Source organism: Alteromonas sp. (assembly GCF_984505615.1).
Genome location: NZ_CFHOXV010000050.1, coordinates 1 through 24259 on the forward strand (window position 1 = coordinate 1; position 24259 = coordinate 24259).

General features: G+C 41.1%; 19 protein-coding genes and 1 rRNA gene. 2 read left to right on the forward strand and 18 right to left on the reverse strand.

Going from position 1 to position 24259, the window contains the following annotated elements; genetic code table 11:
• Nucleotides 1-259 (reverse strand): 16S ribosomal RNA (locus AC4PME_RS18570); the annotation flags it as partial.
• A 479-nt stretch (nucleotides 260-738) separates the two neighbouring features.
• Here AC4PME_RS18570 and AC4PME_RS18575 point away from each other — a divergent pair.
• Nucleotides 739-1509 (forward strand): hypothetical protein, encoded by a 771-nt coding sequence (locus AC4PME_RS18575; protein WP_491046702.1) that lies wholly within the window; start codon nucleotides 739-741, stop codon nucleotides 1507-1509.
• 43 nt (nucleotides 1510-1552) lie between these two features.
• Here the strand turns inward: AC4PME_RS18575 and AC4PME_RS18580 are convergent, their stop codons facing one another.
• The 7 genes from AC4PME_RS18580 to AC4PME_RS18610 form a co-directional block, all read right to left on the reverse strand.
• Nucleotides 1553-2740, reverse strand: coding sequence for a nucleotide sugar dehydrogenase (locus AC4PME_RS18580; protein WP_491046703.1), 1188 nt, complete (start codon nucleotides 2738-2740; stop codon nucleotides 1553-1555).
• Nucleotides 2741-2774: 34 nt separating this feature from the next.
• Nucleotides 2775-4496, reverse strand: a complete 1722-nt coding sequence (locus AC4PME_RS18585) for a glycosyltransferase family 2 protein (RefSeq protein WP_491046704.1) — start codon at nucleotides 4494-4496, stop codon at nucleotides 2775-2777.
• 79 nt (nucleotides 4497-4575) lie between these two features.
• Entirely contained in the window at nucleotides 4576-5658 is a 1083-nt protein-coding gene (gene rfbB / locus AC4PME_RS18590) for a dTDP-glucose 4,6-dehydratase (protein ID WP_491046705.1), read from the reverse strand.
• Nucleotides 5655-6533, reverse strand: coding sequence for a dTDP-4-dehydrorhamnose reductase (gene rfbD / locus AC4PME_RS18595; RefSeq protein ID WP_491046706.1), 879 nt, complete (start codon nucleotides 6531-6533; stop codon nucleotides 5655-5657). Before rfbD ends, rfbB begins: the two co-directional genes overlap by 4 nt.
• 9 nt (nucleotides 6534-6542) lie before the next feature.
• Complete coding sequence (gene rfbC, locus AC4PME_RS18600) at nucleotides 6543-7088, reverse strand: dTDP-4-dehydrorhamnose 3,5-epimerase (protein ID WP_491046707.1); 546 nt, start codon at nucleotides 7086-7088, stop codon at nucleotides 6543-6545.
• Nucleotides 7089-7128: 40 nt separating this feature from the next.
• Nucleotides 7129-8013 (reverse strand): glucose-1-phosphate thymidylyltransferase RfbA, encoded by an 885-nt coding sequence (rfbA, locus tag AC4PME_RS18605; protein WP_491046708.1) that lies wholly within the window; start codon nucleotides 8011-8013, stop codon nucleotides 7129-7131.
• A gap of 57 nt (nucleotides 8014-8070) precedes the next feature.
• The gene (locus tag AC4PME_RS18610) at nucleotides 8071-9138 is read right to left on the reverse strand and encodes a hypothetical protein (RefSeq protein ID WP_491046709.1); all 1068 of its coding nucleotides are present in this window, start codon (nucleotides 9136-9138) and stop codon (nucleotides 8071-8073) included.
• Nucleotides 9139-9499: 361 nt separating this feature from the next.
• Here AC4PME_RS18610 and AC4PME_RS18615 point away from each other — a divergent pair, with 361 nt between their 5' ends.
• Nucleotides 9500-12274, forward strand: coding sequence for a glycosyltransferase (locus AC4PME_RS18615; RefSeq protein ID WP_491046710.1), 2775 nt, complete (start codon nucleotides 9500-9502; stop codon nucleotides 12272-12274).
• Here the strand turns inward: AC4PME_RS18615 and AC4PME_RS18620 are convergent.
• From AC4PME_RS18620 to rplQ, 10 genes are all read right to left on the reverse strand, one after another.
• On the reverse strand, nucleotides 12267-12746 hold the full coding sequence (locus AC4PME_RS18620; protein ID WP_491046711.1) for a GDP-mannose mannosyl hydrolase: 480 nt from the start codon (nucleotides 12744-12746) through the stop codon (nucleotides 12267-12269). The two genes, AC4PME_RS18615 and AC4PME_RS18620, sit on opposite strands and share 8 nt — an antisense overlap.
• Before the next feature lies 1 nt (nucleotide 12747).
• Nucleotides 12748-13707 carry a GDP-L-fucose synthase gene (fcl, locus tag AC4PME_RS18625; RefSeq protein WP_491046712.1) on the reverse strand — a complete coding sequence of 320 codons (960 nt, stop codon included), beginning with the start codon at nucleotides 13705-13707 and terminating at the stop codon, nucleotides 12748-12750.
• 3 nt (nucleotides 13708-13710) lie between these two features.
• Nucleotides 13711-14826 (reverse strand): GDP-mannose 4,6-dehydratase, encoded by a 1116-nt coding sequence (gene gmd / locus AC4PME_RS18630; RefSeq protein WP_491046713.1) that lies wholly within the window; start codon nucleotides 14824-14826, stop codon nucleotides 13711-13713.
• Nucleotides 14827-15017: 191 nt separating this feature from the next.
• On the reverse strand, nucleotides 15018-16259 hold the full coding sequence (locus AC4PME_RS18635) for an exostosin domain-containing protein (protein ID WP_491046714.1): 1242 nt from the start codon (nucleotides 16257-16259) through the stop codon (nucleotides 15018-15020).
• A 142-nt stretch (nucleotides 16260-16401) separates the two neighbouring features.
• Nucleotides 16402-17229, reverse strand: a complete 828-nt coding sequence (locus AC4PME_RS18640; RefSeq protein ID WP_491046715.1) for a hypothetical protein — start codon at nucleotides 17227-17229, stop codon at nucleotides 16402-16404.
• A 25-nt stretch (nucleotides 17230-17254) separates the two neighbouring features.
• On the reverse strand, nucleotides 17255-18310 hold the full coding sequence (locus AC4PME_RS18645) for a hypothetical protein (RefSeq protein ID WP_491046716.1): 1056 nt from the start codon (nucleotides 18308-18310) through the stop codon (nucleotides 17255-17257).
• Nucleotides 18311-18332: 22 nt separating this feature from the next.
• Entirely contained in the window at nucleotides 18333-19334 is a 1002-nt protein-coding gene (locus AC4PME_RS18650) for a hypothetical protein (protein WP_491046717.1), read from the reverse strand.
• Nucleotides 19331-23161 carry a glycosyltransferase gene (locus AC4PME_RS18655; protein ID WP_491046718.1) on the reverse strand — a complete coding sequence of 1277 codons (3831 nt, stop codon included), beginning with the start codon at nucleotides 23159-23161 and terminating at the stop codon, nucleotides 19331-19333. The genes AC4PME_RS18650 and AC4PME_RS18655 overlap by 4 nt, the downstream gene beginning before the upstream one ends.
• A 3-nt stretch (nucleotides 23162-23164) precedes the next feature.
• Complete coding sequence (locus AC4PME_RS18660) at nucleotides 23165-23731, reverse strand: hypothetical protein (RefSeq protein WP_491046719.1); 567 nt, start codon at nucleotides 23729-23731, stop codon at nucleotides 23165-23167.
• A gap of 217 nt (nucleotides 23732-23948) precedes the next feature.
• Nucleotides 23949-24259 (reverse strand): 50S ribosomal protein L17 (gene rplQ, locus AC4PME_RS18665; protein ID WP_491529695.1); only part of this gene is annotated, 311 nt, incomplete at its 5' end.

The window sequence follows — 24259 nt, forward strand, 5'->3', positions numbered from 1 at the left end:
GCCTTTACCTCACCAACAAGCTAATCTCACTTGGGCCTCTCTTCAGGCAGGAGCCGAAGCCCCCTTTGGTCCGTAGACGTTATGCGGTATTAGCAGTCGTTTCCAACTGTTATCCCCCTCCCAAAGGCAAGTTCCCAAGCATTACTCACCCGTCCGCCACTCGTCAGCAAATAGCAAGCTATTCCTGTTACCGTTCGACTTGCATGTGTTAGGCCTGCCGCCAGCGTTCAATCTGAGCCATGATCAAACTCTTCAATTAAATATATCGAAAAACTTTTATGAATCGTCGGTTGACACTCTTAACGAGTGCCCACACAGATTGTCTTGTTATAAATTTTTAAAGAACAATTGCTAACCTCGGCTAGCTGCTTCAGCGTTTCTCCCTGAAGCGGGACGCGCATTCTACGCGTTTCGTTTTCAGTGTCAACAACTTTTTGAAATTTAATTTCTCAAGTGTTTTCAGTGAAAACTGTTATAACTCATTACGTTTGCTCTGTGTTATAACACTTCTTTAGTAGTCTCTTTCGTGACTCCCCGTCAGAAGTGGGGCGCATTTTAGAGATTTATAATCGCACGTCAACACCTATACCTGAAAAAGTTGTGTTTATGCGTTCGAGTGATTACTTTATAGACTATACATACAATAATTAGACAATTTGAACTAATTGCGAATACGATAGCTCTATTATAAGAGCAATAATAGCGTCCATTAGGGACGCAATTTAATGAGGGTGGAGTATGACTCCCAGAGTTAGCATACCGTTTTTTGTAGTAGCTATGTGTTTACCCGCACTATGTTTCGCAGCATCTAACGCAGACACAGTTAAGAATAATAATGATGATTTTCAGATCCAGTTTCTGAAACGTCAGGTTGATCAAAACATGTCTATCGGCCGGGCTATCCGATCGATTGCCAGCCACTATCCCCAGGATGTGGTGTCTATTGTTGATGTAGCAATGGATACTTATCCTGATAAATACCGCGAAATTATCTTTGCCGCCATTTCAGCACAACCCGCTTCTACTCAGGATATTGTGCAGATGGCAATTGAGAAAGATGTCAGTACCTGTACTAATATCGTTAAGCTGGCAATACGCGCTGAGCCCAGTTATGTAGATTTTGTTGTTCAGGCCGCAGCCGACACGACTCCGGAAGAGCTGGATGAAATTGTTCGTGTAGCAGTACAAACTGAACCTGACTCGGCCGATCGTATTGTGCAAACATTATCTCAGGAGCATCCCAATAAGGTAATTGAGATCCTGTCAACCGCACTGAATACTGTACCCTATGTAGGCGAGTATGTTGTGGATGCATTGCTTGCAGTGTTCCCTGCCCAGTCAGATGAGGTGATTACCACCGCCCTGCAACAAACTCATGCCGAGAAAGAGCAGGCAATCCGGATATTGGAAACAGCGCAAAGTTATGGTGTCAGTGACGAAAAGCTGGCTGAATATGGCCAGTCCATAGGCTTAACTGACGAAGATATACAGATAGTACTGAACAGATAAAACAAAGGGGAGCGAACGCTCCCCTTCTTGTTTTCTTTCTTAATTAATCTGCACCGAACAAATCGCGGCTGTAGACTTTATCAAGAACGTCACGAATATCGTCTGTCACACGGTTAGCAACAATAACATCTGACATTTCTTTAAACGCATTCAAATCGTTAATTACACGGGAATTAAAGAACTCATCCTCTTTAATAACCGGTTCATAGACCACCACTTCAATACCTTTGGCCTTAATACGTTTCATGATCCCCTGAATCGCACTGGCGCGGAAGTTATCCGAACCGGATTTCATGATCAGACGGAAAATACCGACAATTTTTGGACGGCGACTGATAATCGAATCAGCCACAAAATCCTTACGGGTGCGGTTAGCATCGACAATAGCCTGAATCATATTGTTAGGCACTGCGCTGTAGTTTGCCAGCAACTGCTTCGTGTCTTTAGGTAAGCAGTAACCACCGTAACCAAAACTTGGGTTGTTGTAGTGTTTGCCGATACGCGGGTCAAGGCCTACACCTTCAATGATCTGCTTAGAATCCAGACCATTACTTTCTGCATAGCTGTCCAGTTCATTAAAATAAGCAACCCGCATCGCCAGATAAGTGTTGGCAAAAAGCTTAATGGCTTCTGCTTCAGTACTATCGGTAAAAAGTACTTCGATATCTTCTTTAATTGCACCCTGCCTGAGTAAGCCGGCAAACACTTCAGCCCGCTCACTTCTTTCGCCAACAATAATACGGCTTGGATAAAGGTTGTCGTAGAGCGCGCGTCCCTCACGTAAGAATTCAGGAGAGAAAAGAAGATTGTCGGTACCGTGTTCTACTTTTGCTTCTTTGGTAAAACCTACAGGTACGGTTGATTTAACTACCATGACCGCATCAGGATTTACTTTCATTACAGTTTTGATGACTGAATCAACACTGCCAGTATTAAAATAGTTGGTTTGCGGGTCGTAATCAGTAGGCGTTGCGATAACCACGAAATCAGCATCACGGTATGCCTCTTCAGCATCAAGAGTCGCTCTGAGATTAAGTTCCTTCTCCGCCAGATATTGAGAAATTTCTTTATCTTCAATAGGCGACTTCCGTGCGTTGAGCATTTCTACCTTTTCAGGAACTAAGTCAACAGCAACAACTTCATTGTGCTGGGCAAGCAGCACTGCGTTTGATAATCCTACGTAGCCAGTCCCGGCTACTGCGACTTTGAATTTCTTATTCGTCGGTTCCATTTTTTCTCACTATCTAAAGGTATAAATACTGTTTCTAAAAAGTTGGGGGCCCAAGGGCGGTAAACTCTTCACGACGCTTAATAGAAAAGTTCTCTCTCTTAAGTGTCAAATTAGGGCTGTATGCCGGGTCATGACTGATATAAGCATGCCATTGACTACGCAAATATTCGAGTTCGCGATTAAAACGTGCCGCTTTTTCAGGAGCAAAATCCAGGCCACGACTGACCGATTCATGATGGTAAAGCTCGGCTTCGGCACAAAATACATTTCTGACACCAGTTTCTCTGACTCGCAAACAAAAGTCTACATCGTTAAAAGCAACGGCCAGATCCTGTTCGTTTAAACCACCGACTTCCAAAAATTTGGACTTTTTAACCAGTAAACAGGCTGCAGTCACAGCCGAGTAATTCTGAGTGGCCAGTAATCTTTTCATGTATCCGGGATGATATCGGGGGAAGTACTTATGCGCATGTCCTGCACCACCGCCATAGCCTAAAACAACTCCTGCATGTTGAATGCATCCGTCCGAATACAACAACTTAGCGCCTACACAGCCAACATCGTCCCTCATCGCGTGACCAACCATATAAGTGAGCCAGTCAGGCTTAATAACTTCTATGTCGTTGTTGATAAGGCCAATGATCTCACCCTTCGCGTGTGACACGCCAAAATTATTTATTGCTGAATAGTTAAAAGGGCCGGGGTATTTGATTACCCTGATTTCAGGTAAAGCATCAAGAGAGGCAAAATACTCAAGACTCTCCTTCTCATCCGAGCCATTGTCTATCAGGATGATTTCATAATTTTTATAAAGTGTTTTTTCCCTGATCGAATCGATACAAGCTTTAACCAGCTCTTTTGCATTTTTTGTAGGTATGACTAAAGAAACCAGAGGCTGCTCTTCAACAGGCCATTGCACATGGTTGATTTTTTGTTCAACATTTAATGCTGGGACAGCATCTGTATGTTGCTTTGTCAGTCTTGCGATGTCTTCTAATGCAGACACTTCCTGTCTCGCATGAGCTTCTTCATCACGTATGACCAATACTGAAGGAATATGACCAACACGCATATCAGACTTCTGTAACCAGATCTCTGACGTTAACCCTGCAATAGAGACAGCACTAAGCTGAACAGTGTTCAGGAGCTCACGTTTAATCAGTACTCCTGTCGAAACATAGCCGGCAGAAAGTTGCAGCTCGGGATTCCAGTCAGGCAGGAAATGAGGTGAACCGGGCTTTTTGGGGTCTGCAGTAATATCTGTATCACAATACACGAGATCATAAGAATCCTGCTGTAACAACGCAGACATCATGTAGCAAGATTGGGGACGCAATATATCTCCTGCGTTTATCAAAAGCACATGGCTGCCAGTGTTCTTATTTAGCAGTAACTCATTAAATTCCGGGCAACCCTTTTCATCCTTTTTCGCAGGCCAGATTTCATAAGGAAGATTCAACGATTTGAGATTTTTAATAGTTTTTTCGTGACCAGACTCTCCGGCTACCACAACCAGAAGATCTGCAGACTCATTTCGGAAAGATACATTTTCAATCAGTTTATTGTGGTGAGAAACAAACTCCCGATAAAGTTTCTTCTTCGTCCGCTTAGTTGGCTCACCATATGTGAGACCAGAACGCCGGATTGACTGACTGTAAAACGTGGTCAGCCTTTCACTACGTTTTACCTTTTCACGAATTGGGGATGGCACCAACTTAATAGCCATCTGCACGGATTGCATTGCAATCTTCTTCATTTAAACCTGCTAATCATCGAACATTAAAAAAGCCGCATGGAGATGCGGCTTTTATACTAACACGGAATAACGGAAAGAATTAATTTCCGGCCCCAAGACGCTCACCCTGATAGCTTCCGTCTAACACCGCTTTCCACCAGGCTTCATTGTTCAGATACCACTCGACAGTTTTACGGATACCGCTTTCGAAGGTTTCCTGCGGGGTCCAGCCCAGTTCTTTCTGAATCTTTGAGGCGTCAATAGCATAGCGCATATCGTGGCCGGGACGGTCTGTGACGTATGTGATTTGCTCTGCGTACCTGGTACTTTTTGGCTTAACATCATCCAGAATGGTACAGATGGTTTTCACCACGTCGATATTCTGTTTCTCGTTATGGCCGCCAATGTTATAGGTTTCACCGATTTCACCGTTCAGGGCTACCACAACCAGTGCTCGCGCATGGTCTTCCACATACAGCCAGTCACGGATTTGATTGCCTTTGCCGTATACAGGCAGCGGCTTGCCGGCCAGGGCATTCAGAATAACAAGCGGAATGAGTTTTTCCGGGAAGTGATACGGGCCGTAGTTATTCGAGCAGTTGGTCACCAGTGTAGGCAGCTTGTAGGTACGCAGCCAGGCACGGACCAGCTGGTCTGAAGACGCTTTACTCGCGGAATAGGGTGAGCTCGGTGCATACGGCGTGGTTTCAGTGAAGAGTGGCAGTTCTGTGCCTGGCTCAACTTCATCCGGATGTGGCAGGTCGCCGTACACTTCATCGGTAGAGATGTGGTGGAATTTGAAGGCGTCTTTCTTATCACCTTCCAGCTGTGACCAGTAAGCACGGGCTTGTTCCAGCAATGTGTAAGTTCCCACTACATTGGTCTGAATGAATTCACCCGGGCCGTCGATAGAGCGGTCAACATGGGATTCTGCTGCCAGATGCATCACAACGTCTGGCTGGTGAGTAGTGAAGACACGCTTTACTTCCTCGGCATCGCAGATATCCACTTTCTCGAAGAAGTAACGGTCGCTATCAGAGACGGCAGTCAGTGACTCCAGGTTACCGGCGTACGTCAGTTTATCCAAGTTGATTACCGTATGGTCGGTATCGTTAATCAGGTGACGGACCACCGCCGAACCGATAAAGCCGGCACCGCCGGTGACTAAAATGGTTTTGCTCATTGTTCGTTGCTCTGTTGTGCTTTCAGTGCATCCAGCATGGCATTCAGTTGCTCACGCCAGTGTGTGGGACGCAGTGAAGAAAAAGTCTCACGGGTCAGGGTTTTATCCAGCACACTGTAGTGCGGTCGCTTAGCCGGTGTTGGATATTGAGACGACGGGATGGGCAGTACAGGAATTCTGCTTTCCAGCAGGCCTTTTTCAACAGCCAGTTGCTGTATGGCCAGTGCAAAGTCATACCAACTGGTAACGCCTTCGTCAGTCCAGTGGAATACACCCGCTGTTTTGTTTTGTGCGGCGTACAGGCACGCCTGTGCCAGTCCGCTTGCCAGCGTGGGCGAGCCAATCTGGTCATCAATCACAGTAAGCTGTGGTTTATCTGCCATCAGGCGCAGCATGGTTTTCACGAAGTTATTGCCATGCGTGGAGTACACCCAGGCGGTGCGGATTAAGCAGCTTGAAGCCGGAATGGTATTAAGCAGTGCTTTTTCACCATCGGCTTTGGTTTTGCCGTAGACGCCTTGAGGCTCAATGGTGTCATCTATGGTGTAGGGAGAACCTTTCTTACCGTTAAACACATAGTCGGTAGACACGTGTACCAGGAAAATGCCGTTAGCTTTGCAGTAGTCAGCGAGATTGGCCACGCCCTGCGTGTTAATCAGCGCTGCCGCTTCCGGTTCAGATTCGGCTTTATCTACCGCTGTATACGCTGACGCATTGATAATCGCATCCGGCTTGATGGCATCAAGGGTGTCAGCAAGCACACCTTTATCAGTAATATCGATATTGTCACGGCCCAGGCACACGATGTTATCACCGCCCACCTGCTGCAGCTCATACGCTAACTGACCGGACTTCCCTATTACAACTATCGCCATGGGCTTTCCTCAGAATGTAGGTGCGTCGGTAAAGGCGAGGCCATCCGCATCTTTTGCAGACAGCGACGGTGCCTCACCATTTACCAGAGGCCAGTCGATGCCGATAGTCGGATCATCAAACTTCACGGACACTTCACTTTCTGGATGATAGTAATCGGTACACTTGTACACGAACTCAGCCGATTCACTGGTGACATAGAAGCCGTGCGCAAAACCTGCCGGCACCCACAGCTGACGTTTGTTTTCAGCAGACAGCATTACGCCAACCCATTTGCCAAACGTGGGCGAGTCTTTACGCATATCTACCGCTACGTCGAACACTTCGCCGCTAACCACCCGGACTAACTTGCCCTGAGTCTGTTCCAGCTGATAATGCAGACCACGGAGAATGCCCTGCTTAGATTTTGAATGGTTATCCTGTACGAAATCCACATCGGCACATTCCTGTTTGAACCAGTCAGTGCGGAAGGTTTCCAGGAAAAAGCCACGCTCATCACCAAAGACGCGGGGCTCAATGATTTTGACATCCGGGATGTCTGTCGATACTACTTGCATGAAATGCTATTCCCAAAAATCGAACGTTGAAGATACGCGCTTAGCTCTTAACCCGACCACTGATGATCTTCATTAAATACTCACCGTAGCCACTTTTAATCAAAGGTCTGGCCAGCTTCTCAACCTGAGCAGCATCAATATACCCCATTCGGAATGCCACTTCTTCGGGGCAGCATACTTTCAGGCCCTGACGTTTTTCGATAGCAGCCACAAAGTTGGCAGCATCCAGCAGGCTGTCCAGCGTACCGGTATCCAGCCACGCAGAGCCACGCCCCATCAGTTCAACTTTAAGCGAACCATCTTGCAGATAGAGGTTATTCAGGTCGGTAATTTCAAGCTCACCACGGGGAGACGGCTTAACAGCCTTAGCAAAATCCACCACGCGGTTGTCGTAATAATAAAGACCGGTGACCGCATAGTTTGATTTAGGCTTGGCAGGCTTCTCTTCAATAGACAGTGCATTCCAGTCATCGTCGAAATCAACTACGCCGTAACGTTCTGGGTCATTCACGTGGTAGCCGAAAACTGTAGCACCAGAATCTTGCTCATAGGCATTCTTCAGGGAAACTTTTAAATCGTGACCATAATAGATGTTATCACCGAGAATAAGTGTACAGGCATCTTTCCCGATGAACTCTTCACCAATGAGAAAAGCTTGAGCAAGACCGTCCGGGGAAGGTTGTGCCGCATACTGCACATTGATACCTAATGCTGAGCCATCACCAATCAGTTCGATGAACCGGGCCTGCTCCTGCGGCGTGGTTATGATAAGAATGTCGCGTATACCGGACATCATCAGTGTCGCCAGCGGATAGAAGATCATCGGCTTGTCGTAAACCGGCATCAGTTGCTTGCTGACGACTTTAGTTAGCGGGTGAAGGCGTGTGCCTGAGCCACCGGCCAGTATTATTCCTTTTCTCACCATGAATATCTCTCTGTTTGCAATGTCAATAGTAATCTTCTCAAAACATCAGTTTCCCATTTAGCAATGAACTCTGAGTGCATTTTTGACCTTGTGAACCACTTTAGTCCAAATTGGAATTAGGTGCTTCAATACATCGACTCTTTCAGGATGTGACAGCTGCCCTTTAATTTTTTGGGCATTTTTATAAGTTATATAAATAGTTGTATAGGAAAGCTTTCGCTCTTTGAGCAGAGTCACAAGTACTTTTCTAAATTCAGACTCCGATAGCTCTTGCTTCCTAAACGCCTCATTAACCTGGTTTGCACACAATTCATAGAAATCGTTCGAGCGTGCAACTTTATGCATACTTAAAAATTCCTTCAGTTGTCCAAGGTATGCGACTTTGCTTTTTTCGAAATCGGTATCAGAAAATAAAGAGAACGGTTCATTATTGCCATAGCTCTGTAACGCCAAATCGAATTGAGTCTGAAGCGTTTTGGATTCCAACTGGTTAATCCAGCGCTTCACCTCAATACTTTCTAAACAGTAAGAGGAATTGATACGCCCAACTTGTATGTCAATACTATCGCACTTAACCTCCAGAACTTTCAAAAAGTCGGAGACAATATTATTATCTATAAAAAGGGCTTTAGAGTAAGGACGAAGTAGGAAACGCCCCTCACCAATCCGGCTAATGGACGCTGATAAAACATTAAGGGTAGATTGTAGATAGCCCCCTTGTCTAAAAGGCTCCGTTCTACCATGCCTCTTAACAGCCTGATTATAAGACGACTGCATCATCTCTAGTCCAAACCTTACATAACCTATAAATACAGCTTCAGGCACTTGTGCAGCAATTTGCTCTAGCTTGCGAAAGAAAAATTCAGATGAAAATACGATAGTGTGGCAGTGCGCTTGTTTTGCGTATTCAACTTCTTCGGCAAGAAGCAAAGCAGATAGCTCAAGTTTGCTCTCGCTTTCAACAAAAATCTTTCTTAAATTACCAGAACTAACCCCATTAATATCCAAATCATGATCTGGGTAATAAATATTTTGACTCAAAAGCCATTGGCGATTAGATAACATCCAGTTTTGTATGGCTGACGTGCCAGACTTCGGTGGACCAAAGTGAAAAACAACTTTCATAAAAACCTTTAAATTCAGCACAACCAGTCTTTACTATGTTGGCTATACCATATACTGCGTTAGCGTTGATACGTTTTAACTGATGCTGAAGATTCCGCTTATATCGATTTCTCCGCCTGGTTTGCTAGCTTCAGTACTAATAATGAAGTGTCAATTCTAATTGAACTAGTATAATAAAACGCTAGGGTTTATTGCCATTGCTGTAGCGAACATACTATTTCTACTATTCTTGGCGACTAACGTCGTATTACATCATATTCTCCTGACGGATTAAATCAGCATTAGCTGCATGTGAAATCGAGTGGACAAGTTCACTGCTTCAAACATACCATGAGCACATTCATTTGATTAGAAAGTTGTTATGCCAGCACAAATTCCTAGTGATATCCTTAAACTTTTCGATGCTAAATGGTATTCCGAATTTTATCCTGATGTTGCTGCCGCTAAGGTCGATCCCCTGCATCATTTTCAAAACTATGGATGGAAAGAAGGTCGCTGGCCATGCGCCTTTGAATCTGTAGCACTCGACAATCAATTATGGATGAAAGATAACGCAGACGAAATTGCGGCACGTTTAAAGGAAATATCAGAAGACAACAAGAATTCCGAGCAAGGACTTGCTACCTGGTTTCTATGTCGATGGCTGGCCAGCTATGGTGAATGGCAAACTGCGAAGGATTATATTGAAGACCTGCTAAACCACGAGATATTACTTAAGCTGATACCGCATGATGGGCTTTTTACACTAGCTTTCACTGTATATTATCACTGTGAAGAGATAGAAAGTGCCCTGTCGGTACTGAACAACTCGCGCTGGGCGGCGACAAGCAACAAGTCACTTGCTGCTTCAATGTTGGAAAAGGGTGAGAAAAAAATAGCTTGCATTAATGAAATATTTAAGCATTCAGAGATAATTCAATTGACCGAAAAAAGCAGTGAAGGTTTGGACAACCTAATTTCTTTGACTGCAGAACAAATCAAAGTGGGTTATACCAGCCCTTTGGTTTCTATTATTATTCCTTGTTACAACGCTGAAAAGACTATCTCTGTTGCTATTAGTAGCTTGCTTGAGCAAACCTACCCAAAAATCGAAGTGATCGTCGTTGATGATGCATCTTCCGATGGTAGTAAGGACGTAGTTGAAGGCTTTTGTGAAAAAGACTCAAGAGTTAAGTATCTGCAACTTAAAGATAACAAAGGAGCTTATGTGGCTCGAAACAGTGGTCTTAAACTATCAAAAGGCCAGTTTGTCACTACCCATGATGCGGATGATTGGTCTCACCCACAGAAAATCGAAAAACAGCTTCAGGCGCTAAAGGAAAATAGAAAAGCAAAAGCTTCTGTCAGTCACTGGGTAAGAACTACAGCGAATCTGAATTTCGAGCGCTGGAGAATAGAGGATGGCTGGATTTACAGGAATGTTTCCAGTCTTTTGTTTCATCGCTCTGTCTTTCGAAAATTAGGCTACTGGGATTCTGTTTCAGTAAATGCAGATACTGAATACTATTTCAGAATTTTGTCCAAATTTGGAAGTAACGCCATTATGGAAGTCCTACCTGGCGTCCCTCTTGCTTTTGGACGAGTAGCGGACGGATCTCTTACACAAATGAGTGCAACACACATTCGAACTCAATTTTCAGGAATAAGAAAAGAATACAACGATGCAGCAAACGAATGGCATAGCAGCGCACGCAGTTTGTATATGCCAGAAACTGGTTTAAGAAAGTTCATAGCTCCGCCTTTGATATGCCGTGGAAGTATTGAGTCGAGAAAAGAGAACTTGAAAAACGTCATAAAAGCTAAATGCATATTCGATGCATCATGGTATCTGGCGGCATATCCCGACATCGCGGCCGCAGGAGTTGACCCATTAAAACACTTTATAAACCATGGCCTAGAAGAAGGTAGAGATCCAAATCCAACATTAAGTATCAGTGGCCTTGCCTATATCAACAAGACTTCCCATTTTGAAGCCCTTAGTGCTTGGGCTTCAGAACCTATGCTGAAGTCAAGATTATTGTCTGTTAAGGGTTCTGCAAAACATGCAAGCGCCAAAAAAATACTGATGATTGCCCATCTGGCTGGTAAAGAACTTTTTGGTGCAGAACGAAGTTTCCTAGATTGCATTCGTATGTTATGCACTGAAGGGGCTGCTATCTCAGTAATTCTACCAAGTGGAGTTAATCATGAATACATTTATGATATCAGTCATTACTGTGAAAGGATCTACTTCACCCCTATACCTTGGTGGCGCTTTGAAAGAACCGAAATTGCCGAAGTAACTGCACAAATTTCAGCAATAATTAAAGAGTGTAATGCGTCAATAGTTTACGTTAATACTCTGACCTTGTGGGAACCTCACATAGCAGCCAAGCGTAGCAATGCAAAATCCGTAATGCACGTGAGAGAACTTCCTAATCATGATCAGGATTTGTGTATGAGAATGAACGCCACGCCAAAACAAATTCGTGAACATGTAGACGAAAATAGCGATCTGATAATTGCCAATTCTAATGTTACAAGTGGATACATCGATCTGAATAACAAAACTACAGTTATTTATAATTCCATAGATTCAGAGCAATTTTCGAACAAGCGACCACTTAAAACGTCATCAACGCTAAATGTGGTTATGCTGAGCAGTAACACTGTGAAGAAAGGTATTGATGATTTATTTAAACTTGCTGAAGCCACTATTCGGCTAACATCCAATATACATTTTTATATCTACGGTCCCAGCACTTCAGACCTTACAAAAAGACTGGAATTACATAATCTACCCAATATCACATATCGCGGATATACAACAGACCCGATAAATGCGTACAAAGAAATGGATGTAGTACTAAATCTGTCTCATTTTCAGGAATCATTTGGTCGAACAATTGTTGAGGGAATGGCATCTGGGTGTGTTCCTGTAGGTTATGCATGGGGAGCCTTAGAGGAAGTTATTGATAGCAGAGCAGGATATCTCGTTCCGTTAAAACAGTATAACCGTATTATACCGATACTAAATTCTCTGCTCTTCGATACCGATAAAATCAGAAAAAAGAAAGAAAACGCGGCGAAAATAGTAAAGGAAAAATTTGGAAAAGAGATTATCGCTAAAGAATTAAGTGCATCACTAATCAATTAGCGTTTGCAATTGATGCAACAACCGCAGGCATATACCATTTGGAATGTTTATGTACATTTTCAGCATCTACTATTTTATCAATGCCGTACCAAGCATACTCATTATGTTGGGCATTAGGTAAGTTTGTAAGCGCTATGTTTGACTTCACCTCATACCCCAGCACCACATAGTGCGTGCTAACGTCATCGCCGAAGATACTGTCATTGTAGAAATGCTCATAGGGTCCAAGGAAAACAGCATCGGATATCCGTTTCTCTAAACCCAGCTCTTCTTTACAGAGCCGTGTAAAAGCATCAGACATCGTTTCATTTTTCTGAATGCGACCGCCCGGCACAAACCAAAAATCCTTAGCAGGCTTGTTGTTTCGCTTTCCGAGCAAAACCTGACCTTCGGAATTTTTGACGATAAGGTCGATAGACACCAGTGGTGTACTATCGACAACAGTCCTGAATGTATCATCCGGCAGAAACATACTAACCTCTGAAGCTGTCCTGATTTTCGAGAAACCATTGATAAGACTGGGCGAGACCATCTTCAAGCGAAACGGAATATTGCCACCCCAGCGCTTTAAGTCGTGATACATCCATCAGCTTCCTGGGTGTACCGTCAGGCTTTGAAGTATCCCATTTAATGGCACCCTTAAAGCCTGTAACTTTGGCAACCGTCTCAACCAGCTCCCTGATGGTACAGTCCACACCCGTTCCTACATTGATATGGCTGAGCATTGGCTGAGTATTTGCTTCATAGGTTTCTTTATCAAGTTCCATCACGTGAATACTGGCTGCTGCCATATCGTCGACGTGCAGAAACTCACGCATTGGTTTGCCACTGCCCCAGGCAACAACTTCTTCCGCGTTGCTTTGCGCGGCTTCATGGAAACGACGTAACAATGCCGGGATAACGTGAGAATTCTCAGGATGAAAATTATCGTTAGGGCCATATAAATTTGTAGGCATTACAGAGCGGTAGTCCCGTCCAAACTGACGGTTATAGCTTTCACACAACTTGATACCGGCTATTTTAGCAACAGCATAAGGTTCATTGGTCGACTCGAGTGTACCGGTCAACAACGCTGACTCTGTCATTGGCTGTTCAGCCATTTTGGGATAGATACAGGATGAGCCCAGGAACAACAGCTTTTGTACACCGTTAGTGTGAGCTGCATGAATGATGTTCGACTCAATCATCAGGTTTTCATAAATGAAGTCTGCCGGATATTCATTGTTTGCGTGAATACCGCCAACCTTTGCAGCAGCAAGGTATACTTCATTAATTTTGTTCTCAGCAAAAAACGTATTCACATCGTGTTGTGAAAGTAAATTCAGTTCTTTTCTGCTGCGGGTAATGATTTCAACATTGTCACGGGCACTGAGTGCCCTGACAATTGCTGAACCGACCATACCGTTGTGGCCGGCAACAAATACACGCTTCACGCATTACTCCTTAGCTACGGCGACACTGTAGCCGTGCGATTTAAGTAATGCGTGTTGTTTAGCTTTTTCAAGGTCACTCTGAACCATTTCTGAACACATTTCTTCAACGGTGATTTCAGGTACCCAACCCAGTTTTTCTTTGGCTTTGGACGGGTCGCCCAGTAATGTTTCGACTTCTGCAGGACGGAAATAGCGCGGGTCAACTTTTACAATTACATCGCCGGATTTAACGCCCGGGGCGTTATCGCCATCCACTGCTGTTACCGTAGCTATTTCATCTACACCTTCACCACTGAATTCCAGAGTAATACCGGCTTCTTTAGCTGACATACGTACGAATTCGCGCACAGAAATCTGCTTCCCTGTAGCAATAACGAAATCTTCAGGCTGCTCCTGCTGCAACATCATCCATTGCATGCGAACATAATCTTTAGCATGGCCCCAGTCACGAAGTGCATCCATGTTTCCTAAGAAAAGACACTTCTCCAGACCTTGTGCAATATTTGCAATCGCACGGGTAATTTTACGGGTAACAAACGTCTCACCACGGCGCGGAGATTCATGGTTGAACAGAACGCCATTACAAGCATACATGCCGTATGACTCACGGTAGTTAACCGTAATCCAGTACGCATACATCTTCGCTACAGCATATGGTGAGCGCGGATAGAAAGGTGTAGTTTCTTTCTGCGGGATTTCCTGCACTAAACCATACAGCTCAGAAGTGGAAGCCTGGTAAAACTTTGTCTTTTTCTCTAAACCAAGGAAACGAATTGCCTCAAGTAAACGCAGCGTACCCATGGCATCTACATCAGCGGTGTATTCCGGAGATTCGAAGGAGACTGCTACGTGGGATTGGGCACCTAAGTTGTAAACTTCATCTGGTTGTACTTCAGAGATTATACGGGTCAGGTTAGACGAATCTGTCAAATCCCCGTAATGCAGGTGAAACTTCGGATTATCGTTGTGAGGATCTTCGTAGATATGATCTACCCGTTCAGTATTGAAAAGTGAAGCTCTACGTTTAATACCGTGAACTTCATACCCTTTTTCTAACAGAAATTCCGCTAGATAAGAACCATCCTGGCCGGTTACACCGGTTATAAGTGCTTTTTTCATAAACTATCTTTCATTTATAATGATTAAAATAAATACTCAATTGATACTTTAAGTTTTCAATATTTTATCAATCAAATCAGTAAATCTAAGCATATCAGATTTTGTAAATCATCTTATGGTTTAATAAAAAATTAAACCATAAAATTCACCATTGTAATCAGACTAAAATGATGATGAAATTCTTTATATCATCATGGTTTTATATCGAAAAATACAATTTTCGATATTCTCTTGTACATATCAATTAATTTTTCTGACCTGCGAGCTACCTGTTGCGAAGAGAATGATGCAAGATGGGAAAAAAAGGCAACGTCAATCTTACCATTCCAGACCAGACAGAGTTCAAGTATGTTATCACTGAAGCCCATTTCCTTTAATATAGCCAAGTCGTCAGAGAATATAACAGGGACACTCCCTACTGCGATTGCCTCCCAAAATCTCAAAGTATTCGGGCCTGCTCCTACCGGACATAACGAAAACTTGGAATCCGACATAATCGTATTGTAGCGCAAAGTGCGAGCATGGTGTTTGTCGATATAATCCGCTTCAAGAACTTTATTTAAGACCTGCTCTTCATATACAACTTTGTTAAAATGCCACTCTGTAGATATGTCAACAAGAACATCATCTCTACCATACGCTTTAGCAGCATCAAATAATTCTCTTCGAGTATTATCAAGATAGTGCTTCATGTGAGCACCAATAAATGATGCTAGGAGGCTGCGATCAGATATTGCTTTATAGGCCATACCTACATTTAGATCTGGAGTTTCATAATTTACAGCAATTAGGGGCCAACCTCGTAAATCGAGATTTGTACCTACCTTCTCTTGCTTCTGTTTACTGTTGGAATCTTTGTGAGAAAGATAAATATCGTTGACGCCTACCCATTGTGCCTTTCTAAGTATAAGGTCCCAATGAATGTGTTGGCACACACTATGAACCCTAAGGGCGAAGCCATTTTTTTTTGCAAGCGACCTATAATGATCAACAGTACACTTTACACGTTGTAGATACACATTGGGAAATGCTTTCTTATCAATATATGTTGCCCAGGGTAAAGGTAAGTACACATGCACGGTTTTTAGATCAATATCTACGTGCCTTCCGAACTCAATATGCAAGTGGTTATAATATGCCTGCTGTTCTGTAGCGCAAGGATATTGCCAAAAATTTAAGTCCTTTGGCGATTTCGGTTTGGATCTAATCTCCCTTGCAAAAGTATCAATAATAGGCGGAATAAAACCACATAAGTTAAATAAAAGCGGATTAAATAAGTAGCACTTATACTCCATGGAAACACGGTGGGAAAGATCATAACGATTTATAAAGTAAATTTTTTGTTTATATACGTAACGTGCGAAATTTAGAGAATTTCTCGGCAACATATATCCAAGGCGTTTTGCCTCAGAGAATTCACGTTTACTTCCCATAGTCATGCAGGATAGTGATATTTGACTAGCGGAAAGTTTATTTTTTCGTCGTCTAGACCTACTATTCACAATTTAGACCTATTTTCTTACTTTGAAAAGCATTTTGAATTAAAAGTTTTTCAACTCTCTCAGCTTGCAAAATTTAAGCATCATCGATATTAGGAATGTTGTCCGCATTAAAGAAATCCAAATAGCTCTTTGAGTATCGTTCCATTGAATAGTTCTGTAAACTACACATAACTTTATCATTGCCACCATCTTTATTAATCTTTCTATAAAGTGTGTTGTCGTCATAACGTCCCAGATCGTAGAAGCTATTTGTTAAAGTCGAAGACACTAGAACCGAGCGCACACCATTGATGGTTGTATAATATTTGAGCCACAAATCGTCTGCATTCGGAGCAATTTTTAAGGCGGCTTCCAAATCAAGCACGTCATCATGAAAATAATTAGGTTTGTAAAGTATGCCGTCTTTTCCCGTACCCAGCGTGTTGTATGAAGGACGTAGTAGCGACTCATCTGAATGTTGCCAAGTCTCGTAAGGAGTAAATCCTCGAGAGTTAGTCGATATCCGCCTTCCGCGGTATGCTACAACACAGTCGAACTTATTGTTTATGTTTACTAAACTTTGTAACCAATAATCAGGATAAAGAGTATCATCATCTGCGGTAACTACGTAATCACATTCGATTAGACCCAGATAACTGTCTTTCAAAACGGGAATTATTTTTCGATACGGACCTGAATTTTCGACAAAAAATATCTTAAATTGATTAGATTGCATTGATAAAATTGAAAGTGTATCTGGGATGTTCTTAATGCCCTGATCAAGCATGAACCCTTCTCTACTTACATAAAGTCTTACCTCAACCTCAACATGCGATTTCTGAGACAATAATGAATTGATAACTTCATAAATACGAGAAATACGAGAACTGATCGTTGTTAAGCTGATGATTGCCTTGGCCAAGAATTGCTCCAGGGAAGTTATGCTGCTAAGTTTCGTTACTGAAAAACAAAAACTCTAAAAAATCAACCTCACTAAATTGCTTTAACATACCTTCTGGAAAGCTATGCAATGAAGACATACTAAAGTTTTCTCCATTTTTAAGATATTTTTGTGTAAGAAGGCTATTGGAGCCTTCAAAAATACTTCTTATATCTTTTGCCTGATCTCGTTGAATATAAAGATCTGAATTTTTATCCATTTTTCGCAAATTAGTGATTTTTTTCTCAAATGCCTTGCCGGGAAGCGACAATCTCGAAAGAGGAGTACTGTGCTCAATGGCCCGATTCCAGTAGAGTATTGCTTTGAAGGTATTTAAATCTGGCAGTCCTGAATTTTCCGTAGCACTAGCTTGCGGACCAAATGCACATGATAATTCTACCGCTTGTTCATGTGAATCTAAAAGATCATCCAAGAATTTCTGTAAACTAAAATATTCTCGCCGATAAATTCTTATTTTAATTTCAGCATCATCGAAGACTCTCTCCCATAACATAGCGGTCTGAAAATAATCCAAACGTTGAAATAATGATTTATATCCAAAAGGTAACGAAAAATCTGTTTTCCTACCTTCATAAGCCTTTTGTAAATAAAAAGCGTTTAACCATTCTGCCTGCTCTCTAACATAAAATAAGATGCGCTTAACTTTCATACCTGAAGCTAATAAGTTCTCTTTTAAACGCATGAGGTCCGTATAATCAACAAGTTCTGACCAAAGTTGCTCAGCGGATAAAATGACCTTAGTATTGTTAGGCAGTTGCATAGTTTGTTTACGGAAATGCTCCCGCACTAAAATTTTAAACTCTTCAAAATTCCCCGAAGAATCAACAGCATAAGGCCTCATAAAGGCCTTTTTATAGGCACCGCCTTTTGAAATAAATGCTAGTATCTTTTGATTATCACCACCAGAAATATTGTTTGGTAATAAATCATATGGATAGCAATACCCGTGTTTTAACAACATCTCCCGATGCGGATAAAGAATATTCTGCACATACGATGTACCTGATAAACCTCCACCAATGTGTAGATAAACATCTTTCATCAAACTTGTCCTAATTAGCTAGTTATAGAACCTTGATATTCTTAATCGATAACTCAGGCATATCACTGATGATTATCAAGCGACCGTAAGGGCGTATTTCTGGCTTAACCCGAGAGAAATTTGCTATCTCACGTTGTTCTGGAGTATAGCCAGTCAGCTCACAATCCTGTACACGAAAAATAAAATTAACTCTGCACTCCTTACCTGAAGACTCCAGCCAGGTTGTTAAAGGCTTGATACATTGGCGCTCCCTCCATGTCCAAGGATCGAATAAAGGCGTAAGAACTGGTTGAGCAAAAAGATTGGATTCAGTTTTAAGTATTCTGCTCCAAGGGCCAATCCGTTGTTCGAGAAAAACGATAAAATTACCTGAACGGCTCGGTAACTCAATGTTTAAATCTATTGCTGTGGTTCTACCCTTAAATTGTTTTAAATCAACTTGAACGCGACTATAAAGCTCGTAATATGAGAGCTTTGGCCGCGATGGATTAACCTTCCTAAAGTTAATTATCCAATTCAAAAGATCATAAGCATAAAGTGAGGCACCAAATATATTTGTATGAACTACATCTCTAAGAATATTATCTAGAATAGCTGAAGAATACTTCATACTAAGATCCAGAAATGGCGTACAATATTTTTCTGAAGCTAAAGCCATCTCTTTATATATATCAGTGAGACTTTGCTTGCGATCTTTGCGAGGAAAAATTAGTGGAACTGGTAAGATCCCTTCACTTAGTAATCGCTGGAAAATCGATTCAACGTCTCGTCGTCTACAGCCTTGCTCGACAGGTGTACACCACTCTAGAAAACAAACGTCCGGCCTAAGATTTACTACATCATCAACGAGTGCTAAACCCGCATCAGATATGCTACAGGAAGCTGCAGCGACACGATCAACACTTATGTCAACATTTGTTCTTTCTATGAGTGACTGAAGTACATTAATAAAGCCAGTTACTTCCTGAGTACTATGACTCACACTTTGCTCACATACTGATGCGCCAAAAAAAATAAATTTCACGCATCATCCTTAGAATGATCTGAAAGTAAGCTGTTCAAAACACTATAATCAATTGATAATGATTTACTTCGTGCAGACGCTATAGGTAAGGAAACTTTAGCTTTATCCCTTAGTTCGTAAAAAAGTTCCTGATAAGCTTTTCCCTGATTTTCCATTCTTAACATATCTGTCGCGAACTTCCGTATTTTCACTCTGTCTAACGGAACACCTAGGAGATAGTCTTTAAGTTTTTGAAACATTGCATCTATATCACCTATAGGTACGCTACAACCTGAAAGTCCCTCAATAGCTAAGTCAGGGATCGCACCAGTAGCAAAACCTAGGACAGGGGTTCCGCAACTTATGGACTCAGCAGTAGTATTTGAAAAAGTTTCCTCTTTTGATGGGACAAGAAGAATATCCATTGCACTATAATGCTTCGCAAGTTCTGCATTATCGTTTATAAAACCAGCACTTAAACTCGGAAATTTAATTCTTTCCGCTGCAACCTTTGAATCTCCTAACAGAAGAATTAGTGTATCTTTGTCATAATCATTATCATCATAGAGTCGATTCAACACCTCTATAGCTTCCTCGAAGCCCTTTACATCGCTCTGAAATGAGGGAACAAAACCAATTACTTTAGTTGTTTCTGAAATACTATTCTCAGTACGAACTTTTGCCATTTTATCCTGTTTGAAAACACTTACCTCAATCGAGTTTGGTATCAACTCGATGCGACATTGCTTAAAAATAGATTTCTCAACAATTTTTCTTGAGTGGTTACTTAACACTACAATCGTAATGTTGGAAAAATTAATTTGACTCTTTTTGTAATCGAGAACTTTTGATGGAAAACCAGATATATCATCGATTAGCTGAGGGCAATTTTTACATGTTGATTGCCAATTTTCACAACCGTGAAAATAGTGACAGCCACCGGTTAGATAAAACATGTCCCTAATAGTGAGGACGACAGGCTTGTCTAACCAAGATAGATAGGCCAAATTTTCAACAGAAATAAATCTAGCTGTCCAATGTAAATTAATAATATCGTAATCTGCGACTAAAGCTTCTAAGTCTTTATTTTCAAGTATAGGCTCATTGTTAGTGAAAATTGTCAAGCCTTCATGGCTGTTTTTAGTACTTTGAAAAAATCTCCAATTATTTTTCTTACTATTGGGATGTTCGAGGACCTTGACCCATGCGTTTGCTCTATGACTTTTATCATGAGTAAACAATGCAGGTTCAATTAAACTATGGAATCTTAAGCTCTGCAATACACGATAAGCTGCGTATCCAGCCCCTTTAGTAGTATTTGAAGAAAATATTGCTACGCGACATTTTGGCTCAATGACTTTTGAAATACTACGTGTAAATAATACTCTTTGTCTTTCTTCGCTAAAGAATTCAGCCCTAGAGCTGGCGTACTCAAAATTATTAACCGGAGGCACTTGTTCACTAAACAAACAAGCTATATTTTTGGCTAAATCACTAGGATCGTCTGCCTTAGCAATTCTAGCAAACGTTAAGTTGTTTCCAACTACCTCTGGAAGCCCACCTGCATCGGTTACTACTACAGGGAGCCCTGCATAGATAGCTTCCAAAACTGCAACCCCAAATGTTTCAGTTCTTGGTTCTACATCAGAACTATATTTTGAAGCTTGTACATAAAAGTTGAAGTTTGAATGAAAGTCTGGGTGCTCGTTAAAATCAATAAAATCAATAAATGAAATATGATTTTCTAGACCTAATTCAGTAACTAAGTCTTGCAGACTGCTAAGGCAACCGTCTTGGCTACCATAAACAATCGTAGCTTGGGTATCTATATTGTAGTGTTGATTTAATAGGGATACGGCATTTATCAAATCGTCGTGACCTTTCCATTCGATACATCGTCCGATGGACAGTATGTTAAGTTTGTCAAAATTACGAATAGTTTTATGACGCTCGAGAAAGCGACAATTTGCAACATTATGAATCAAATCGATTTTATAACTAGGTATGCCATTCTCTAACAACTTAGAGTAAAGATAATTTGATACAGTGGTGAGTCGATTAGGAGAATGTTTACCATAATGCTTTGCTACAAAGTCTCTATAATCTCTATTTTCTTTAAGAGTGAAAACGTCTATTCCGTGTGTCATTGCAATTGTAGGAGGATTAATTCCCAATGGATTTATACGCTGCTTTAGCTTTCTATCATTGATTGCAAAATGACTGACAACCAAATCTATATCTAAATTTGAGAATATAAACTTATAGAGTTCATTTCTTATTTCAGGACGAAAGCTGGCCCAATCAATAACGATAACATTCTCTGAAGGTCGTTCTTTTTCAAGAATACGGACATCACACAGGACAATAGATATAACCCCTTCTTGATTATATCGATTTATAAAGTCATAAATGAATGTTTCAGATGGTGTTGAAAACTGAAAAACATAATTCAGGAGAACTTTTGCATTATTTTGCTTTCTTCTATTCGCAGTAGAAATTATCTTATAAAATGACTTGGTGATATCTGAAAAGCAACCTTTGCTAGTTTCTATCCTAATATTTGTAACACTTAGTCCTAACCGTTCATATAGCTTAACAAGCAACTTAAAATTATTAATTTCATCGTAAGATAGTTTAAAGTTATCACGCAAAGTTACACAGTCATTAATATATTTAGTCAAACTATGTATAAAGTTTTCGTAACCGCTGAATTTCACGGCAATTTCAAATAGTGGCTCAGCAAATCTTGCATTAAATCTAAAATTATAAATGTTCAGACAGTCATTAAAAGTTAAAAATGGAAATTCAATTTGGTAAAATTCAGATATTTCACGATGCATTCTTTCTTTCCAGAGCTGAGACACTCCACTTGATGCACCTCCTGAGTAAAAATTAAAAGTGTATTCTTCTATCTTTTTGAATTTTATGCCAAGCTCGAAAGCTCTTTTAATCCAGTCGATATCAGAAATAATATTATATCTTAAGTCATACAGTCCTACGGCATTATAGACTTGCTTTGGTACCAAAAATGTTGCGTGATTGCAATTAAGGTTACCAAGGTATATTCCTTGTCCAATCTCATTTGAACTTAATACCTTTTTCCCATCCACTTTAAAATTTGTGTATATTACTTGAGAACTACTTCCCGCAGTTGCTTCAACTAGCTTCGCTATGTGAGTAACATCATATGCATCATCTGAATTTAACAAACAGACATAATCACCCTGTGCAGCACGGATTCCTTTGTTCATTGCATCATAGATACCTTTATCAGGTTCAGACACTATGTAATCTATATTTTCTGCATATCTTCGAATGATTTCTAAGGTTGACTCATCGCTTCCGCCATCAATTATAATATGCTCTATATTCGTATAAGTTTGCGATAGAATGGAATTAATACAACGCTCGATAGATATAGGGTTATTATATAGAGCTGTAATGACAGATACCCTTGGAATATCTGCAGTTTTAACCTTTAAACCATTTGCGCTAGTTCGAATGCCCATTTCTAAATTCCGACCATGCTCAGTCAAAGGTAAGCGCTCAAACGCACCGACACTCGCGTAGTCATTACTCAACACATGTTGCTGTAACTGCATCTTTGCGGCTTTAAGATGAATCGAATGTGGGTTTATTTTCAGACCATCTCGAGTAGCGACTATCGCATCTTGATACTTAGCTACTGCAACTAACGCACGAACCAAATACTCATGGTAGATATAAAGCGATGGATGAATAGAGATGGCGTTACGGCACAAAGAAATTACTTCATCGTAATTACCATGTTCGAATAATGAAATTATTTTACTTATATACAACATATTATTTTCTAAATTCCAACCCAAGCTTTATGTTCTTCTTCCTTCGGAAGAGCCAAACTTTAGGTAGTGCACTAAAGCATTCATATTACAATTTTTCACATCAGGATTTAGAGTTAAATATCTGCTGGTATTGAACATTGAACTAGGATCCCTACCTTCTAAATTACCGAATGCAAGATAATGCAAGACAGGATTTGCGTTGGATTTCTTTACATCATCATAAGTATCTAAGTACCAACGTGTATCAAACATTGCAGAATTTAATAATAAATTAATATCGCTTTTTTGACGTGCGACTTGCGTTATCATCTTTAAGCGCTTTAAGTTCTTTTTGTTAATTCTAAACTTCTTAACATCATCGAGCATCAAATTAAACTCAACTTTAATGAAGTATGCATTGTTAAATTCGATACACCATTTCTCATCAACTATTGGACGTGACTCTTCTGAATTTACCTTGGCTACACTACTACTAGAACCTTTCAAGTAAGCCTTTTCTAACTCGATTTGCAGAAGTTGAATCTCTTGAAGGAGGTTAATTTCACTAAGTTTACTATCTCCAATAGATGACGAATTCGATGTTGTACATTTCATTTTATAGCTCATTTGGATTTTTATCTAAGAAACTATCATAGTTGCTAATTTTTCATAGCAATTTTAACCCATAATTATTAAGATTCATTAACTATGCACATTACAAAGCAATCTTACACTAGGTATCGTTTAAAGTCGCATATGTAGGCCGTTGTCTCGAAAAAAAACCCCGCTTTCGCGGGGTTTTTTAATATCGATAAATCGATGAAGTAATCTCTTACTCTTCTGTCGCTTCAGCTTCTTCAGAAACTTCAACTTCAGGACGGTCTACCAGTTCAACAAACGCCATAGGAGCGTTGTCGCCTGTACGGAAACCGCATTTCAGAATGCGTGTGTAACCGCCTGGGCGAGCTTCGTAACGAGGACCAAGCTCGTTGAACAGTTTACCTACTACCTCTTTATCACCTGTACGGGCCATAGCCAGACGGCGGTTTGCAACGCTGTCTTGTTTAGCCAGTGTGATTAAAGGCTCGATTACGCGACGTAATTCTTTCGCTTTTGGTAACGTCGTTTTGATCACTTCGTGCT

Coding starts and splice junctions, on each gene's coding strand:
- AC4PME_RS18575 (WP_491046702.1), top strand. CDS start 739: ATGACTCCCAGAGTTAGCATACCGTTTTTTGTAGTAGCTATGTGTTTA.
- AC4PME_RS18580 (WP_491046703.1), bottom strand. CDS start 2,740: ATGGAACCGACGAATAAGAAATTCAAAGTCGCAGTAGCCGGGACTGGC.
- AC4PME_RS18585 (WP_491046704.1), bottom strand. CDS start 4,496: ATGAAGAAGATTGCAATGCAATCCGTGCAGATGGCTATTAAGTTGGTG.
- rfbB (WP_491046705.1), bottom strand. CDS start 5,658: ATGAGCAAAACCATTTTAGTCACCGGCGGTGCCGGCTTTATCGGTTCG.
- rfbD (WP_491046706.1), bottom strand. CDS start 6,533: ATGGCGATAGTTGTAATAGGGAAGTCCGGTCAGTTAGCGTATGAGCTG.
- rfbC (WP_491046707.1), bottom strand. CDS start 7,088: ATGCAAGTAGTATCGACAGACATCCCGGATGTCAAAATCATTGAGCCC.
- rfbA (WP_491046708.1), bottom strand. CDS start 8,013: ATGGTGAGAAAAGGAATAATACTGGCCGGTGGCTCAGGCACACGCCTT.
- AC4PME_RS18610 (WP_491046709.1), bottom strand. CDS start 9,138: ATGAAAGTTGTTTTTCACTTTGGTCCACCGAAGTCTGGCACGTCAGCC.
- AC4PME_RS18615 (WP_491046710.1), top strand. CDS start 9,500: ATGCCAGCACAAATTCCTAGTGATATCCTTAAACTTTTCGATGCTAAA.
- AC4PME_RS18620 (WP_491046711.1), bottom strand. CDS start 12,746: ATGTTTCTGCCGGATGATACATTCAGGACTGTTGTCGATAGTACACCA.
- gmd (WP_491046713.1), bottom strand. CDS start 14,826: ATGAAAAAAGCACTTATAACCGGTGTAACCGGCCAGGATGGTTCTTAT.
- AC4PME_RS18635 (WP_491046714.1), bottom strand. CDS start 16,259: ATGGGAAGTAAACGTGAATTCTCTGAGGCAAAACGCCTTGGATATATG.
- AC4PME_RS18645 (WP_491046716.1), bottom strand. CDS start 18,310: ATGAAAGATGTTTATCTACACATTGGTGGAGGTTTATCAGGTACATCG.
- AC4PME_RS18660 (WP_491046719.1), bottom strand. CDS start 23,731: ATGAAATGTACAACATCGAATTCGTCATCTATTGGAGATAGTAAACTT.